Origin of the sequence: uncultured Alteromonas sp., from assembly GCF_963976965.1 — a bacterium.
GTDB lineage: Bacteria > Pseudomonadota > Gammaproteobacteria > Enterobacterales > Alteromonadaceae > Alteromonas > Alteromonas naphthalenivorans.
The window spans coordinates 1-19,437 of sequence record NZ_CAXBMP010000027.1 but is presented as its reverse complement, the minus strand read 5'-3'; the positions used below and the strand labels follow the sequence as shown (position 1 = coordinate 19,437).

The following is a 19,437-nucleotide window of genomic DNA, read 5'->3' as shown; positions in this document are numbered from 1 at the left end:
TTATAGCCTTAGTGTAAAATCTTCTTTGACAGATGTTAAATTTTGACTGTAACACCTATCTGTTAACTTATTGGTAGCCCATTTTTCGATCATATAATCTGCTTCTTTGTTGAAGCGCGCTACTTTTTCAGGATTATCTTCAGCCCCGCGACTTATGGACTCGTAATGATACAACTCTGCATAAGGTGTCCAAACATTTCGGTAACCAATCGATTGCACTTTAAGACAAAAATCCACATCGTTAAATGCTACCGTTAAGTCTTTCTCATTCAAACCGCCCACTTCTTCAAATACAGATTTACGTATCAACAAACATGCCGCCGTGACCGCTGATAAATTTTGAACAACTTTCAATCTGCTAAAGTAACCGTAGTCACCGCGCTTAAAGTGTTTGTGTGAATGTCCTGCAACACCGCCAATACCAATAATTACACCTGCATGCTGGATAGTATCATTATGAAAATACAACATTGCGCCCACGCAGCCAATATCAGCGCGTAGAGTGTGAGATGCCATTTCAGTCAACCAATCAGGATTAATAACTTCTACATCGTTATTAATTAAACCAATAATTTCACCATTAGCTTGACTTACAGCAAAATTATTAATTGCAGAGTAATTGAAAGGGTGAGGGTAGCGTAATATGGTTACTTTTTCATGGCTTTTCAATTCTTCAAAGTATTCTAGTGCTAACGGGTCGTCTGAATTATTGTCAACTAAGAGTATCTCGTAATTGGGGTAAGTAGTCTTCTCCAATATAGAATCAATAGCCTGTTTAGTAATTTCATATCCATTGTAAGTGGGAATTATTAATGAAACTAAAGGCGCAGTGCCATCTTCCATTGTCGTAGGCCAATTTACTTTGTAAATATTTTGATGCATACCCTGTTCAACGGTTACATTCTCACCCAAGCAATTAAAGTGGTCTTCTAGCGCTTTAATACCTGCATCAGTGGTATAAGACTTCTCACCATGCCCAAGTGCAGTTGACCCTTCAACCATTCTCCAGTGATACAGAACTTTAGGGATGTGTACGATATCGTTGTGATCTATTTCGCGAGAATAACGCAGTAATAAATCGTAATCTTGACTACCCTCGTAGCCTACTCTAAACCCGCCAATCTTTTTCACTATATCAGTTCGGTAAACACCTAGGTGCGAGACATAATTTTGACTGTAAAGTAGGTCTAAGTTCCAGTCTGATTTGAAGTGAGGGTCGCAACGCTCGCCTTCCTCATTTATTTTGTCTTCATCGCTATATATTAAACAGGTTGAAGGCTTTTCATTTATAACTTTTACCACTTCATATAATGCATGCTGGCTTAACTCATCATCGTGGTCAAGCAGTGCAACCCATTCACCTTTAGACACTTCTAAAGCGCTGTTACTTGCTTTTGATATATGGCCATTTTGTTCTCTGAATACGACGCTAATGCGGTGGTCCAAAGTTTGGTAATGTTCTAGAACATCTCGAACATGGGGCTCTGGCGAACAATCATCTGCCAAGCAAAGTTCCCAATTAGTATAAGACTGGCGCATTACCGACTTAATGCACTCCTCTAATAGGGCTTTATCAGGATTGTACACGGGCACTACAATCGAGATTAATGGGGTTAATTTGAAGCCGTTTAACGTAGATTGAGTATCTAAAAAGTTATATTCTTCGTGATGTATTCGCCATTTTTCATATGGATTTGCGAAAGATTCGTCCTTGGTAGCTTGAGGATATTCATTGTAAACTCTGCCTTCCTCGAAACCAGCCTGCACTAAGTGAAAGAGTAATGGGGCTTCCCAATTTTGCAAATCAGGGTTTAATTCTAAATAGAGCTTTGGGTTAAAATAGGGAACAGGACGCCTGCCTTCTTTCTCGCCAATAGCTATGTAGTGATAAAATGGATTTATACCATGTTGCGCTACATCAGGGTTGTTAGCTAAATAATAATAAGTATTAAAGTGAGGGGTGGGGTTTTTTCCAGTAGCTGCACCTTTGATGATGAAGTCGTATACTAATTCTTGGTGAGTTCTCTCATCTTCTTCCAATTGTTTAGAATAATAGTTGTCATCCCACAAAAATGAATCAATTATAGTTTTCGCGATTGATTCGACACTTTCACCGTTAACAAATTTGGTTACGTTAAGTAGGTCAATACTGGAAATGGAAATTGAAGTCTGCTCTAGAATCTTATCATCTTCGTTCTTAAATAAGACTTTTAGCTGTAATTTAGCTTTTCTAAACCAATGAGGCTTGTAATTACCCGAGTCAAGCGTGTAGCTGAATCCACAAACAATGTCGTTCACCAGATCGCTTAAATCGGACCGCTCAACGTTGCATACGACTGACGCAAGCTTTTCTCCATCAATGTAGATCTCTGCGGCTTGTGCGCTGTTACACCATCCAGTTATATAGCCTTCGACTAAGCCCTCAAGGTTGAATTGTACTTTTGATTCTTCTAAAGAAAAGCTTAAGTCGTTAGAAATGTCTGACATGTTTATTGGGCAACTGACAATGTCTTCTATGTGCCCGTTTTTTACAAACTCGACTTTTAATGTAATAGACGAGCGTGACTTCCACTCTTCTCTGATATCGTCAAGTGATAGCTTATAAGCGAAGCTTGCATATGGATTATCCAGCACTTCAGATAGGTCTTCTCTGAACTCGTTGCATGGTAGTTCAGCGATAAATGTATCTGAGAGATAAAGATTGACGGTATCTGTGCTTTGAGCCCAACCGGCAACGTATCCGTCAATTAATCCGTCAACGTACACTTTTGGTAACTTTGCATTAAAGGTTGTTTCCACTTAACTAGTCCTGTTACTACTTAAAATCCCACAAAGCCCTTGTTCGATTATTTTTTGAACACAGTAGGGAGAGAAGAAATGATTGTTTTATTAATGCTCATAATGATATGAACATATCGATATAATTACGCAAATATTTTTTCTGAGAAGCGTTTTTATAGTGCAAGCCCAACTATTTAAATGTCTGAGGTAACATCATATAAATACTGCAATTAGGCTCTCATTGCACGATCATAGATTATGTAAAAAAGAACTTCATCAATTTTCTCAATCAACCATCCAATAATTAATAAGTATTAGACAGGTATTAACACAATATAAACATTCATAGGGCTCTAGTAACAATTTGCATGGTTTTCGAAAATAACTAATTATAGTTTGGTATTTACATTGCTGAATCGGTGTATAAGACTATCAGTTAAAGAAAGCTGCAATTAATCAGTATTTTGTTGTAGTCAGGTTTGAGTGAATTGCCTACTTCAAACTAATTACTACACATTAGCAGTATAAAAGGAACATTGCACTGTGAAGGTTGAAATTGAATTTGGTTTCGTTGTGGGCAACAAAATGTTGCTCTGTGGTTGGATTATTGTTTCAGAAGAACTTACAAAAAACTCACTTACTTTCGATTTGTCGAAAGACGAAGATACTGTTCTTTTTACCAGAAATGATGTCTGCAAAGTAATGAACTGCCCAAAAAGTCACAGTAGTGGCTTTTTAGTTTGTATCGACAATTACAATAGAGATGAAGTGGAAGTTCAATGGGGCGAGGAGTATCAGGTTCTTCCCACTGCAGAAATGACATTTGTAAACCAACTATTGAAAATTGAAGAATTACCTGAAGATAGTGTCGAAAAAGCGTCCTCTCTTTTGGAAAAAAATGGCTTTTATTGGGGGCAGAAAACGAATAAAGATAGTATTGCTGCCGACAATAATTTGAGGCTATCGCTTCAGCATAGCAAGTTTGAAATCGATTATGCATTTATGTTGGACGCTAACACAGTATTAGTTATTGGGTGGGTGTTGGACAGAGCTCAATTGTTCAAGCGAATAAATCTGCGTATTAACAATACAATTACGGACAATATCCTTGACGATGCCTTTTTTCATCCTAGATATGATGTCTGCGAAGTACTTGGTTTACCGCTAAGTGATGGAGAGCAAAGCGGTTTTATTTTTACGGTTTCAGTGCCCAGTACTCTAGATACTAATATGGAACTTATCTATAGCGTAGATGGTACCTTTTTCACCGGAGTGCCTATAAAGGCGAAAGTTTTAGCGCGTGAAGAGACTTGGTTAACTGAAATGTTATTATCCAATATTGATGCCACCACTATTGCTTCTGATCCCAAGCTCTATAAACATGTTACTCCAGCTATAGAAAAAAGTTGGCACAGTCGCTTAGTTGCGCCTAACTCAGCAACTGTCACTCAATTCGGTTCAGCGGTAGTAAACCCTAAACTGTCTCTAATTATTCCTATTTATGGCCGCTACGACTTTGTGCAAATTCAAATGTCACAGTTTAGTATAGATGCACAAATGGCCGATATAGAAATAGTGTATGTATTAGACGACCCTCGTATTAAGCATCCATTTATGGTTACCTGCCATGGGGTATATGAAACGTTCGGAGTACCTTTTAAAACGGTTGTAAGCCAACGAAACCTTGGCTATGCAGGTGCGAATAATTTGGGGGTAGACCATGCGAATGCAGAACATATCATTTTAATGAATTCAGATGTTATTCCTAAACAGCCCGGTCATTTTTTTAAAATGCTAGGGCAGTTCAAGGCTAGTGAGGACATAGGCATTTTAGGGGGTACTTTGCTGTACGAAGACAATACCATTCAGCATCAAGGAATGGAGTACATGCAAGACCCTTCACATCCTGGTATGTGGATGAACTACCACCCACAAAAAGGGTTTCCACTATCGCTTACTGATGAGTTCGATATACGTGATGCCCAAGCTGTAACTGGTGCGCTTATGCTCATGACTAAGCAGCAATACATTGACGTTGGCGGTTTTGATATTGGTTACATACTTGGTGATTTTGAAGATTCAGATTTGTGCATGAAAGTACGAAACCAAAACAAGCGTATTGCAGTGTCAGGTGTGGTGCAAATGTATCATCTAGAACGCCTATCGCAGTCGTTGGTATCGGGCAACACGTGGAAACACACTCTGTCTATGTTGAATGGCCTAAGGCACACCAATAAATGGAACGATAGAATAGTAGAAGTGATGGCTGAAAATGAATAATAAAAAAATACTCATCATTGCCCACGGTCACCCAGATGTACACAAAGGTGGTGCAGAGCTGGCAGCTTATCAGCTATTTCAAGAGTATGAAGCGCAGGGCCTAAATGTTATGTTTTTGGCTAGAAGCGAAGAGCCGCCTCATGGCGGTGCGGCTTTTTCAATTCGCAATAAACCCAACGAATTACTCTTTCATACTCGTCAAGACGACGACTTTATGTTTTCGAATATTCGTACAAGATACATTTGGTCAGAGTTACGTGATTTACTAGCTCGTTTCAAACCAGATGTAGTGCATTTTCATCACTTTTTTTTGATGGGTATTGAAACCCTGTTAGAGGTAAGAAAAACACTGCCCGATGCAAAAATTGTTTTTACGTTACACGAATATTTAGCCATATGTCATCGTAACGGTTTAATGGTAAAAAATAAAACAAACGCCCTTTGCAGTAAGGCATCCCCTCGAGATTGCCATGGGTGCTTTCCAGAAAAGTCACCCGCCGACTTTTTTATGCGTGAAATGTATATTAAACGTGCTTTTTCTGTTGTTGATACATTTATATCCCCTTCACATTTTCTTAAGCAGCGCTACAAAGAGTGGGGGCTAGAAGAAAGTTCTATTCATGTTATCGAAAATGGTATCGCCAAAATAGATGAAAAAGGTGTGAAAGCAAAACAACATGAAGAGCTTATTCACTTAGCCTATTTTGGGCAAATTAATAGTTATAAAGGCTTAGATGTTTTACTTAATAGCCTGCTCTTATTAGATAGAAAAGATCGCAAAAGATTCGTATTAGATATTCACGGTGCTAACCTAGAGCATCAGCCGAAACGCTTTCAAAATGAAATTTTTGAAAATTTGGAAAAGTTGAAGGGCACGGTGTTTTTGCACGGAGCATATCAAAATGCTGACTTACCTAGTTTGCTCGATAGCGCACATTGGGCGGTAGTACCTTCAATTTGGTGGGAAAATTCTCCCATTGTCATTCAAGAGGCTTTTCGTTCCGGTGTACCGGTTATTGCCAGTAATATAGGTGGTATGGCTGAAAAAGTAGTCCACGAAGTTAATGGGTTACATTTTTCGGTGGGTAAAGTTATGTCGCTTAAAAATTCCTTGTTAAGGCTCATTCATGAGCCAGACTTATATCACAAATGTTGCGAGGGAATTACAGCACCATTAACTATCGCAGACTCAGCCAAGCAAAATCTTGCATTATATTAGGAGCCATAAAATGAAGTGGTCGTATTTTATTGAGGCAGACAACACAGCTTCAATTATCCCCTTCGAAGGGCCCGCTGTAGGTTTAACAACTTCGTCACTTTCGTTACAGCTATCCATAGAGTTAGGCGATATAAATAATGTTGAAGTATCTATTGCTTCGCACTCTGCCTTGTTACATGGCGAGCAAAATCTATCGAACATCGAATTCGACAAATCAATTAATAAGATTACCTTAGGGTTAGAAGACCTTCCATCTAAAGTAGTAGTGTTAAAAGTTTTGGTTCACACTACATCATCGGTTGCGGTTTTTCATGTTGCGTTACTTCCCTCTTTTGATCTCCCTCAAGCAGTGTTTGTACTAGGTTCACCTAGAAGCGGAACTACCGTAGTGGGTAATATGTTACAACGGGGAATGGGCATTAAAAGTCATGGAGAATCCCATATGGCAGAGTTGCTAGCAACACTAGTAACCACCGCTACCGACTACGTAAAAAAATCTCCGGCATCGGGAAACAAAGGTACGCTTACTTGGGAAGTAGAGTCCATTTATGTGAAAGCGTTGCAAGTACAGCAATTTAGAGAGCTGTATAGCAGCTATTATCCGGGTAAAGTTTTTATCGATAAAACTCCTGGCATACCCATGCTGAATTCGTTACCAATTTTAATGTTAGCGTATCCGAATGCTAAAGTTATTTATTGCCAAAGGCGTGGTATTGAAAATATCGAATCGAGACTTCGAAAGTTTCCTCAAGTTCCTTTCGAGGGGCATTGCAGACAATGGCGCCAAGCAATGCTTTTATGGCGTAGAAATAAACAAGTGCTTTCCAGCCAATACTTTAAAGCGCAAAACTGGTTCATGGATGTAGAGCAGTTCCGTCTAGCAAAAAATCCTTCAGAAGTGATCAAATCATTAGCACAATTTTTAAATTTAGATAATTCGGCATATGAACGTATGTTGCATTATCAAGCTACCGAAACGCCTCAAAAAACAGGTAGTAGTGATTTTAGTGCTTCGTCTTTAGAATCTGTTAAGTGGAGCGAAGAGCAAAAAGCGGTGTTCAAAGATATCTGTAACGATGAAATGCAAAGGTCAGGATATTCCTTAGATAATACCTATTTTGTGTAATTCATTTTAGGCTGCCACGTGAATGCATTGGGTAGCTTAGTGACTGGAAAGGCTTGATCAAATATTAAACAGATGTAAAGTGGTAAATAAGCACATTTAGTAATCTCTCTACAGGGAGTTTGAGAAGACTATGAGCGTCCACCGAAAAAGAGGAGTGGTTGCTTCTCGTAAACGTTTAGAAAAAGCTATGGTAGAAGCTGGTTTTAAAACGCAGATTGCGCTTGCTAAAGCTATCGCTAAACAAGAAGAATCGACCACTGTTCCAAAAGATCTCGTAAGTAAAGTTTTTAGAGGTGTTCCTGTTTCACCCTATAATCTACAACGTGTAGCTTCCGTATTAGGTGTAGAAGCCTATACGTTGTATCAAACATCTCAAGAGTCAGATAATAAAAAAGGAAATGCAGGCGACTCTTCTTCTGGTGATCCGATAGAAGAAAGTAAATTGGTAACTGGCGTTCTCGAAAAAGCGCATTTGGATACCGAATATTCTACTCGCGAAACCGAATCCGATAACGGCTACAGCCAAACGGTTTCCTCTAGTGAATTTCACAGCACAGAATATTTACCTCAGAAAAATTTTTTCTGGATTTTCATAGTAAGCAGTTTCGGGTTAGGGCTGTTTTTCTCGGTTACATACTTATTACCTGAATTCATCAAGTCAGACGAGCCTCTAAACTTACTAGACGACCCCTCATTCGAACATTACTCCGCTATATTAACCGTTAATGATTCTATGCTTTCTTTTGCTGACGCTACAGCTAAGGCTATTGATAGCGATTTAGTTGCGCTAACTATTTTAGGTGAAAAAGCTTCTAAAACCGCACCTCTTCAACTTCTACAGCGCTATCGAGCCGATGCAGTTCTAGAAATAGTTACGCAAAGTGAGGGGCGATTTTGGAGCATCGCTTTAGTTGCTTGGACCAATAAAGGGAGTACCACACTTTGGAATACAAGCTTATCTAGCGGGCAATTCAATTTATATATGACCGATATTGCGAACGAAGTGGCAAAGGTTGTTTCATTATTTTTTAAGCAAGAGGCTATAACAATTAACCCCAAGTTTGGCTTCAACGTTTCTAATGAAGCATTAGCCTTCTATTTAGAGGGAAGGGCAAAGTTAGATACGACTTATCAAGATGAGCAGGCGATTCATGCACAAAGCAGATTTAGTGCTGCAATAAGGCGCGATAAAGATTTTGCTCAAGCGTATGCCGGCTTATGTGAAGCTCTCATTTTGGAAAGCTGGGCTGGAAACGAAAAAATTGTTCTAGAGGATGCCAGTAAAGCATGTTCACACGCACTGGAGTTAGCACCTTCATCTCCTTATGTGCTTGCAGCTAACCTTGCGCTATTTAGGAGTACTGCCTCATTAAAAAGCGCTTTATCTATGATGAAAAAAGCACTACAAAACGCAAAGTACAATTCGGCGCAAATGCTATATGAAATCGCTTTTTTAAAATTCGAATATTCGAAAGAAAACAGTGAAAAAGCGCTATTGTTAAATGAAATCGAATTATTGAGTAGTAAAATTATTTCGACTTACCCTGCATTCTGGCGAATTCACCATCTCCTAAGTTTAGTTGATTTTCACAATGGAGATATTAGCTCAGCAATGAATCACATAGATGCGGCCACCCATATTAATAGAAACGTGCTACTGTTAACAAACCTAGGTACGCTGCTATTTTGTCAGGGTGATATACCCGAAGCGAAAAGTAGATATCAAGAGGCAATACAATTTTTCCCATCATCGCCTCTTGGGCATGAAATGTTGGGTAGAGTTTATTTTTTTGAAAACGAGCTTCATGCAGCAGAGAAGTCTATCAAGTGGTCGATATCGTTATCAGATGAAAATAACATTCACCAGACGTGGGGAAACTTAGCGGACGTGTATCGTCACATGGAACAGCTTGCTACAGCCAAAACCTATTACCAAAAAGCTTTGGATATTATTCATCAAGATGAGCTTTTAGGGCTTAGGTCGATAGAAATGGATATATATAGACTGTATTACGAAATAAGCATGCTCACAAGTACAGAACGCCTAAGTAAAATTGAATCTCACAACAAAAATTTAGAAGAATTGTATGCCGCTACTCAGTCTCACTTATCTCCCGCAACAGCGATCAGAATCGCGGTAATTGGTTTCTTACTTCGTAACGATGCCGTGGCTAAATCTAGCCTAAATACTGCGGTGTCGAGTTGCCCAGTATTTTGGAAATCGCCTGATATAGTCAAGCTTTCAAATGAACTAAAAATTACTATGCAGTAATTTATAACTTCTACGTACACCAGTTTTCAGCACAAAGGCAAATAAACTTCTGTTAAGTAAATTTATTTAAACAAAGTGAATATAATTCAGCATGCTATCTACGGCTATATTCTCTTAAGTGGCGTTAAATGACTACCTTAGTGTTGAAAAAAAAACCTACTTAATAGATTTTAGTTTTAGTAGGGAAACTATTGTGTCTGTCGCTTTTTTCGCGTTGATTACCGACTACCTGTTCTATTCGATAATATGAAAATAAGTTGTTCAAAAGCCTCCCATCCAAATAAAAACAGACGTATTTTTTAGACGGAGTTCATTATGCGTATTTCAGGATGTTTGTGGATAGAGCAGTCTCGAATCCAAGCAAGCGGTTATGTAATGTTATTACTGAGGAGTATAGCGTTTCTAACTGCACTAATTATTTCTATGTCAGTATCTGCAATTGAAGTGAAAAGCAGCTTGGAGAATTACCAAAAAGACAGCAACGGTAGGTTGGTTTACAAGGTCTTAATTTCTAATACCGATAATGTAACTCGAACAAATGTACGTTTAGACTTGAGTATTCCTTCTGGCTGGCGATTTTCCAGAGCGGAAGCGTCCATTCAAGCCTCAGGGTGTAATACATGCTCTTCTGGTAGCTCAACTTACTGGATATTTGACTCATTAGCTGCCGGAAAAAGTGTTGAATTAGTTATCCCTTTTTATTCAAGTAATTTAGCAGATCAAACAGGGAATTCTCTAAGTTTCATTGCTTCAGTTACTCATTCAGGAACTGCCAACGCAATAATAGATGAGATATCAACGCTAGCTGTGGCTGCACAAACTATACATATGTCGGTTTCCGCTAGTAAAAAAGTAGTTAAGGCAAATGATGTTGTTGACTACGAAATAACGTTTGGAAATGTAGGAACTTCAGGGTTTGTAGGACAATATATTTCAGCTGACATTCCTAGTGGTGCGACTTTCGTTTCCGCATCGGGTAACGGCGTGTTGTCTAATGGTAAAGTCGTTTGGGACAGTTCTAGTGTGCTAAACATAGGCGAAAGTGAAAGAAGATACTTTTCTGTTCAGTTACCTGCAGGTTCTGCGGGGTCAATTTATACCACTGAAGTATCTTGGGCACAGACGAGTTCGAGCGCAGTGCAACAAACTACGTCAGAAAATGTAGTTATAGGTGATGATAGTGGAGTAGAGCTTTCCGTTGCCGTATCCGGTGGGTTGCAAACCGATGCTACCAGCACTGACTATCGATATGTAATATCTAATAATGGTACAACAACACAATCAGCTATGACACTCTCGGTATTAATGGGCACCGGCAGCTACTTAGCATCCTATGAATCTATGCCTACATTTTACGGCAATAAGTATAATAGCAATTGGTTTTATTTTACGGTGGATGCATTAGCACCCGGCGAATCAGAGGTTATCTACGTTCCGGTTAGGCCATATAATGAAACAGATGGTAAGCCTTTCATTTCTCAAGCTATTCTAACAATTGATGAGTTAGATTCTTGGCAAGCAATTAAACCTACAGTTAGATACGATACAACCGACTCCTTGGCACTAACAATATCTTCAAGTAAGCAATCAGTTGCTGCAGATGAAGAGTTTAGATATGACGTTTCCTTAGGAAATTTACGAACAACTGCATTTCAAAATATAGATATAATTGCAGAGTTGCCAGAGAATGTAACAGTAGTATCGGCTGAAGGCGACGCCACCATCGTTGGTAATACCGTCACCTGGACTTACAGTACCCTAAACTCTGGTGTAAATAACAAGAGAAGCATCAATGTAGTTAGTGATGAGGGGCTTGAAAACGGAACGCAATTAAAAGCAAATATTACAGCGCAACTAGGCAATGAAATATTAAGTGATGGAAGCGAGATAGTATTCATCAACGATGATCAATCCCTTGGTTTAGACATTGCGTTAAGTACAGACGTTAATAGCGACAATCAAGCTACATGGGTTCGGTACATAATTTCTAACAATAGCGAACTAGCTAAAACCGATGTCACTTTATATTTAAAGCTGGCAAAAAATTCGATTGTAACGAGTTACGACGACTTACCTAGTAACTACGGAAACCGATACTATGGAAATTGGTTTAGTTACAGTTTAGGGCAGATTAATGCTGGAGAGACGAAAGCCGTTACCTTACCTATTCAAAGAAGTAACGCTATCGATGGTCAAATTTGGGAAACCACAGCTTTTCTTTCTGATGCCACGTCATTCTTCGTGCAGGGAACAAAACCTACCATCATAAATAAAATCGAAGATACGCTTATCGCCACATTGGTTGCGAGTAAAGAGGTTGTAGGCGCTGGTGATGTCTTTGAGTATGAAGTTTCTGTAGGTAATCCATCGTCTACAGCTACACAAAATGTAACAGTAGAACTAGATGTACCTCAAAACTTCACGGTTTCAGATATAAGTGATGGTGGAGTTTATGAAGGGAATACCATTTCTTGGAGTCTTAATACTGTAAATTCAGGAACAAGCACAAAGCGCTCCGTGAAAATGCATGTTCCAATTGGACTAGTAGATGGCACTACTCGAAAAGCGCATTTAACAACTAAGGTGGGCGGTGAGGCTGTCGCTCACAGTACGGTAATAAACTCAATTAATAATAATAGAGATCTTGAATTATACGTTAGTGTGACTGGTGATGTGAGTACACCTAATCAGCAGTCTTTTTACCGCTATAACGTCACAAACAATGGGCTATTGTCTAGAACAGACGTGAAACTATTTATTAGTATGGCGGGGTGGTCCTACTTGGGCTCTTATGAAAGCCTCCCTTCATTTTACGGCAACAAATATATGGCCGACTGGTTTAGCTATGATTTAGGCCAAATAGATCCTGGGCAATCAAAAACAGTAATTATTCCCTTTTTAACAACGGGACAAGTTACAGATGGCATGATTTTAGATTCACAGGCTGTATTGACCGACGGCAGTAGCAGCTACATTCAAGCAATGAGACCTACGGTTACTTATGACAGTAGTGCTAGCTTATTAACCTCAATATCCGCCGATAAGCAAACTGTTTCGGTTGGTGAAAAGGTTGAGTATGAAGCTACTTTCGCTAATTTAGCGTCTTCTGCAACACAAAATGTTGAATTAATTGTAGATATCCCAGATGAACTCTCGGTTACAGACATTAGCGATAATGGGTATTTCTCATCAGGTAAAGTTTACTGGGATATAGGAACCGTTAACTCACTTAATAATGGAAAGCGCTTTTTCACTGCAATTACAGATGACGAATTATCGGAAGGCGATGTCGTTCTTGTTAAAGCTACATTGAATACAGGAGGGGCAAGCATTTCACGCGCAAGTGAAGCGGTAGTTCTACAGAATAACATCGGTTTACAGCTTGCGGTAGCCACTTCAGGTACAAGTTGGGAAGAAGGCAATGAAGACGATGCACATTATCGATACATTATTTCAAATAATGGCGAAACGTCTAAGACCAACGTTCAAGTTGTTTTGTCTCCTGGTTATGGCAGCCGCGTAAGACCAAACAATGGTGCTCCAGCCATATCTTCATCCTATTATTATGTTAGAGACTGGTTAACCTATTCCTTTGATGAACTTCAACCGGGTGAATCTCGCACTATTTACTTACCTATTTACGCATCGAATGCGGTAGAGGGGAGTCCTTGGATTTCACATGTAATGGTTTCAGACCAAAGTGCTAGTTATACATTAAGTGCTAACCCAACCATTTTACGTGGAAGCGAATATGACGGCCTTAAGCCCCTAGTCAACATTGAAAGTGACGGAGCAATAAAAGATCCAGGAGACAATGTCACATTTTCGGTGGCCATCGGCAACCCGTCTGAGGATGTGGTAGAAAACGGAATGGTAATTACTCAAATACCAGAAAATATGGCATTTGTCAGCGCTTCAGGGTTGTACGAAGTTATTGATGATAAAGTGTACTGGCCTCTGGGTGATATACCAATAGGCACATGGAGGAAAGAGTCACTTACGCTAGCAATTTCAGCAAGTGCAACTAATGGAGAGCTCTTACATGTGGAAAGTAAATTGCTTAATTCATCCAACTTGGGTGCTATCAGCATAGCGTCAGATGTTGTTATTGTGCAGGAAAGTGCAGGGGTTGCTCTGTCAATTAATAATAGTTACACCGTTCCCATGGTGGAAGACAGTAAATATATATTGAACCTCGATGTAGTGAATGGCAGTGAAGTGCAAGTTGCAGATGTAAGCTTAAGTGTTAAGGCTGCAAGAAAAACCTACATGCCAGCTAGTGAGCACCCTACCGGTAGTTGTTCAAATGGAAGTTATTGTTACGAATATGATTGGATGAACTTTAGTTTAGGTAATATGGATGATGGAGAAAGCATATCATTCAACGCAAATACTTACCTTCGTTCAAGCAGTCAGGCCCCTGAAAGTGGCCAGTTGCTTTCTTCTATTGTAAGAGTGACGCATAGCTCTACACCCAGTTCAGATATTGTTATGACCTCTACGTTGGGCGCCGGTGGTAATTTCGATGTGGACTCGGAGCACGATAGTGATGGTGACGGAATACCAGATTACTGGGAACTTCAGTATTCAGGTTTTGCTAATTGGTTGGATGCAACTGATGCAGACGACGATTTAGATGGTGACGGCTATACGAATCTTGAAGAATATTTGAATGGCCTTGCGCCAGATAATAGTGACCCTAAGGACACTGATACTGACAATCTATTCGATAGTGTGGAAATAGCATTAGGTCTAGATCCTAATAGTAATGATACTGATGGCGACGGTATCATAGATAGATTAGATAACCGGCCAACGGTATTTAACTCTGCGCAAGATGGCTTATTGAAAGTGTTGGATAACATTGGAGATGTAAATAGCGATGGAATTGATGATGTTGCTATGGTGTACGTGGAATCTAGTGAACTAGCTTCTGAAGTTGCCATTCATGCAGGTATTGTCACTATCGATATTGTTAATATTGAAGACCTTTCATTAATCAAGCGTATAAAGTGGCCTACAGCGTACCAAGATATTCAGTTGTATGTACTGGATGATATTGACGAGAATGGATTCGTTAATATTGGTGTATTTGGTATGTATCTAACATCTGAAAACGATACCGACGTTATCAAACCTCAACTTTATGTACGTGATGCTCTTACAGGAGCGCGGATTGCCACATATAACTGGCCTGCAAATTGGCTTGAAGCTGGAATTGTCGTATTAGAAGATGTGACAGGCGACGGTATACAAGATGTGGCTTTAGAGGGGCGTTTTATCATTGAAGATGCTAGACCGCAACTTATGGTCAAAAATGGGGTTAATGGTAATTCTGAATTGACCTATAGCTACCCAAGTTTATTTGATAAGCCAGGCTATGTTCAACTAAGTGATTTTAACGGTGATGGCATTCGTGAAATTGGTTTGTTCGGAAAGTTATTACGAAACGATAAATATCAGATTAAAATTACTGACGGAACTGATAGCGAGGGTAAGCTACCAGCTTACAACTATCCAGATTACTGGGTAGAAAACAGTTGGCATGAGTTGTCGGATATAAATGGTGATGGAGAAAACGATTGGGGCATGTTTGGTATTCGAACTGACGACAACCGCCCGCAGTTATTAACTAAAAGTGGAACAGATATTTCCGGCTCGTTGGGAATATTTGCATGGCCAGAAGACCTAAATTCAGCCGATTTTCATATCATCCCTGATGTAACTGGCGACGGTATTGATGAAGTTGCAGCATCTGGTTATCGAGGTAGTCAGGACCGGAACCAATTCATTGTTAAAAATGGTGCAAACCGAGATGTTATTTATGCAAACATTGGCTGGGCCAATAAATGGACTCAAGTAACCTACCATGTATTGGGCGACTTGAATGGCGATGGTCAAGCTGAAATAGCGCTATATGGTCTTCGAACGACTGGCGTGTGGGAGCTCAATGTCAGGGATACACTTAATAACGATTATGGAGTGTTTGTTATTGGCAAAGACTGGGTTTCCAAACCCTTGATTGCAGTTGGAGATGACAAAGACGGTGACGGGCATCGAGATGTGTTGTTATATGGGCACGCCTTGGATGGTACGCCCCAAACTAGGTATATGAACGACTAACCACTAAGTATCAAAAAAAACCTGAATTTATTCAGGTTTTTTTTTGCTCCTTGCCAGGGCAAAAATAACAAACGAAAAATACAGTCTTACTCCATTAACGCTACAACCAGTAACCAAAGTAGTTTTGGCGTTTATGATTTTGTATGGGCTCTGTTACTTAGGCTAACTATTCGCTATCATATCAATTCTAAACTTAGTTTTATTAGAAGAGCATATAATGAGAAAAGGAATTATTCTGGCGGGCGGCTCAGGCACACGCCTACACCCGCTAACAAAAGTAGTCAGTAAGCAGTTAATGCCGGTTTACGACAAACCTATGATTTTTTACCCGCTTACTACACTCATGATGTCGGGTATAAAAGATATTCTTATCATCACTACTCCTCAAGAACAGCAGCGTTTTATTGAACTTATAGGTGATGGCAGCGCATTAGGTATTAATGTTCAATACGCCGTTCAACCTTCCCCAGATGGCTTAGCCCAAGCTTTTCTAATTGGCGAGGAGTTTCTTGCAGGGGAAAGCTGTACATTAGTACTAGGTGACAATATTTATTATGGTCACGACCTGAAGCTTTCACTTCAAAATGCTTTTAAACAAGAGCATGGTGCTACCGTGTTTGGTTATCATGTAAACGACCCCGAGCGCTATGGCGTGGTCGATTTTGATGACAACTGGAACGCGCTTTCAATTGAAGAAAAGCCCGAAGCGCCAAAGTCTAACTACGCTGTTACTGGGTTATATTATTACGATAATCGTGTGGTTGATTTTGCTAAAGAAGTGAAGCCATCACACCGTGGTGAGCTTGAAATTACCGACCTTAATAATCTTTATCTGCAAGATGGCAGCTTAAAAGTTGAATTAATGGGGCGTGGTTCTGCTTGGCTTGATACAGGAACGCTTGATTCTCTGTTAGATGCAGCAAACTTCGTAGCTGCTATTGAAAAGCGCCAAGGTTTAAAGGTGTGTTGCCCTGAAGAGGTGGCTTATCGAATGGGTTACATCGATGCAGCACAGTTAGAGCAATTAGCGGCGCCACTTAAAAAGAGTGGCTATGGCGATTACCTACTAAAAGTAATCAACGACCGCGTTAAGTAAGGCTACTAAGTGCGTTGTACTTTTCAAGTACACAGTATTACCAACGGAATTAAGTAAAACATGCAAGCAATAGCAACAGACATCCCAGACGTTAAAATCATTGAGCCAAAAGTATTTGGCGACGAACGCGGCTTCTTCCTTGAAACCTTTCGCACCGACTGGTTTAAAAAAGAATGTGCAGACGTTGAATTTGTGCAAGACAACCATTCAAAATCCAGCCAAGGAATCCTTCGTGGGCTGCATTATCAGTTGGAGCAGACCCAAGGTAAATTGGTTCGCGTAGTCAGCGGCGAAGTATATGATGTTGCTGTTGATATGCGTAAAGATTCACCTACGTATGGAAAGTGGGTCGGCGTTTTACTGTCGGCTGAAAATAAACGTCAACTATGGGTACCTGCAGGTTTTGCTCACGGTTTTTATGTAACCAGTGAGTCTGCTGAGTTCGTATATAAGTGTACTGACTACTATCACCCTGAGTCAGAAGTGTCGGTTAAGTTTAACGACCCAACTTTAAACATCGATTGGCCTTTAGTTAACGGTGAAAAGCCGTCTTTATCTGGAAAAGATGAAAATGGCGTCGCTTTCGTTGATGCCCCTACGTTTTAAGGATTAAACATGAGTATTGTAGTTATTGGCAATGCTGGCCAGTTGTCGTTTGAATTGGTTCGTATTCTAGGTGAAAACACTATATGTTTAGGCCCTGAAGATACTGACATTACCAACGAATCGGTATTATCTGAAACGCTAAGCAAACTAGCGCCAAGCGTCATTATTAACGCAGCGGCTTATACTGCGGTAGATAAAGCAGAAGAAGATTTCGATTTATGCCACGCGATCAACGCTACTGCCGTTGAAAATTTAGCAAAGTACTGTAAGCAGTCAGGTGCATTTTTAGTACATGTATCTACAGATTACGTATTTAACGGCCACAAAGGTTCGCCTTACCTCACTGATGACACTATTGAGCCTCAAGGGGTTTACGGTAAAACTAAAGCTGATGGCGAAAAAGCCTTGCTGGAATTACTTCCTAACGCAAGTTGCTTAATTCGTACTGCGTGGGTGTATTCATCACATGGCAATAACTTTGTGAAAACCATGCTGCGTTTAATGGCAGATAAGCCTCAATTGTCGGTTATTGATGACCAAATCGGCACGCCTACATGGGCAAAAGGGTTGGCAGAAGTGTGCGTAAGTGCAGCGCAAAATAAAACCCAAGGTGTATATCACTGGACTGATGAAGGCGTAGCTAGTTGGTACGATTTCGCGTTAGCCATTCAAGAGCTTGGTATTGAAAAAGGTTTGTTGTCTTCGGCTATTCCGGTATTGCCTATTCCTTCTTCTCAGTACCCCACACCGGCTTCACGACCGCATTATAGCGTGCTAGATAAAACCAGCACACGAGATACTTTTTCATCACTTAATCTTACACATTGGCGTACTCAATTGTCTGCCATGATGGATGAGTTAAAAGCATAATTATTGAGTAACACACGTATGAAAACAATTTTAGTAACAGGTGGTGCGGGGTTTATTGGCTCGGCGGTAGTTCGCCATCTTATTAATTATACAGAACATAAAGTCGTAAACGTAGATAAGCTTACTTACGCGGGTAACTTAGAGTCGCTTTTGTCTGTATCAGATAACGAGCGCTATGCGTTCGAACAAGTCGATATTTGTGATGCCGACGGCGTAAAAGCCGTTCTTAATACCCATCAACCCGATATCATTATGCACTTAGCGGCAGAATCTCATGTAGATCGTTCAATTGACGGCCCTGGTGAGTTCATTCAAACCAATGTTGTAGGCACTTATACCTTGCTTGAGCAAGCTCGAGCTTATTGGTCAACGCTTGATGATGTGAAAAAAGAAGGCTTTAAATTCCATCATATTTCAACTGATGAAGTTTATGGTGACCTTCCACATCCAGATGAAGTAGAAGAGGGCGCTGAACTGCCGTTATTCACTGAAACTACGCCATATGCACCAAGCTCGCCTTATTCTGCAAGTAAAGCGTCTTCCGACCAGTTAGTGCGCTCATGGCTACGTACTTACAAGCTACCTACATTGGTAACCAACTGTTCGAATAATTATGGCCCGTATCACTTTCCTGAAAAGCTAATTCCGTTAGTTATTCTAAATGCCTTAGCAGGCAAGCCATTGCCTGTATACGGTAAAGGCAATCAAATTCGAGATTGGTTGTATGTGGAAGACCATGCCCGTGCATTGGTGCTAGTGGCTCTTGAAGGAAAAATTGGCGAAACCTATAACATAGGCGGCCATAACGAAAAGCAAAATATTGAAGTAGTGAATACAATTTGCGACATTTTGGATGATGTTCAACCTAAAGACAGTAAGTATTCAGAGCAAATCACTTATGTTGCAGACCGCCCTGGTCACGATATGCGATACGCGATTGATGCATCTAAAATTGAACGCGAGTTAGGGTGGTCACCCCAAGAGACCTTCGAGAGCGGTATTCGCAAAACCGTTGAATGGTACTTAAACAACGAAGGTTGGTGGAAAGCGGTACTAGATGGTAG

Annotated in this window: 10 protein-coding genes; 9 read left to right on the top strand and 1 reads right to left on the bottom strand. The window is 40.1% G+C overall.

Features of this window, described 5'->3' with window-relative positions; translation table 11 throughout:
- On the bottom strand, nt 1–2,799 hold the full coding sequence (locus AAC006_RS16905) for a glycosyltransferase family 2 protein (protein WP_339891964.1): 2,799 nt from the start codon (nt 2,797–2,799) through the stop codon (nt 1–3).
- 525 nt (nt 2,800–3,324) lie between these two features.
- On the opposite strand from AAC006_RS16905, the gene AAC006_RS16900 reads away from it, so the two are divergent.
- The 9 genes from AAC006_RS16900 to rfbB form a co-directional block, all read left to right on the top strand.
- Nucleotides 3,325–5,061, top strand: a complete 1,737-nt coding sequence (locus AAC006_RS16900) for a glycosyltransferase (protein ID WP_339891963.1) — start codon at nt 3,325–3,327, stop codon at nt 5,059–5,061.
- Nucleotides 5,054–6,280, top strand: a complete 1,227-nt coding sequence (locus AAC006_RS16895) for a glycosyltransferase family 4 protein (RefSeq protein ID WP_339891961.1) — start codon at nt 5,054–5,056, stop codon at nt 6,278–6,280. Before AAC006_RS16900 ends, AAC006_RS16895 begins: the two co-directional genes overlap by 8 nt.
- Nucleotides 6,281–6,290: 10 nt before the next feature.
- Entirely contained in the window at nt 6,291–7,406 is a 1,116-nt protein-coding gene (locus tag AAC006_RS16890) for a sulfotransferase (protein ID WP_339891959.1), read from the top strand.
- Between the two features lie 130 nt (nt 7,407–7,536).
- The gene (locus tag AAC006_RS16885) at nt 7,537–9,678 is read left to right on the top strand and encodes a hypothetical protein (protein WP_339891958.1); all 2,142 of its coding nucleotides are present in this window, start codon (nt 7,537–7,539) and stop codon (nt 9,676–9,678) included.
- 315 nt (nt 9,679–9,993) lie between these two features.
- Nucleotides 9,994–15,801: a DUF11 domain-containing protein gene (locus AAC006_RS16880; protein WP_126871793.1), complete on the top strand. Its 5,808-nt coding sequence runs from the start codon at nt 9,994–9,996 to the stop codon at nt 15,799–15,801.
- A 217-nt stretch (nt 15,802–16,018) separates the two neighbouring features.
- Nucleotides 16,019–16,897, top strand: coding sequence for a glucose-1-phosphate thymidylyltransferase RfbA (gene rfbA / locus AAC006_RS16875; protein WP_013786183.1), 879 nt, complete (start codon nt 16,019–16,021; stop codon nt 16,895–16,897).
- A 60-nt stretch (nt 16,898–16,957) separates the two neighbouring features.
- The gene (gene rfbC, locus AAC006_RS16870) at nt 16,958–17,503 is read left to right on the top strand and encodes a dTDP-4-dehydrorhamnose 3,5-epimerase (RefSeq protein ID WP_013786182.1); all 546 of its coding nucleotides are present in this window, start codon (nt 16,958–16,960) and stop codon (nt 17,501–17,503) included.
- A 9-nt stretch (nt 17,504–17,512) separates the two neighbouring features.
- Nucleotides 17,513–18,373, top strand: coding sequence for a dTDP-4-dehydrorhamnose reductase (rfbD, locus tag AAC006_RS16865; RefSeq protein WP_339891955.1), 861 nt, complete (start codon nt 17,513–17,515; stop codon nt 18,371–18,373).
- A gap of 18 nt (nt 18,374–18,391) precedes the next feature.
- The coding region (gene rfbB, locus AAC006_RS16860) for a dTDP-glucose 4,6-dehydratase (protein ID WP_339891953.1) at nt 18,392–19,437 on the top strand (1,046 nt) is incomplete at its 3' end.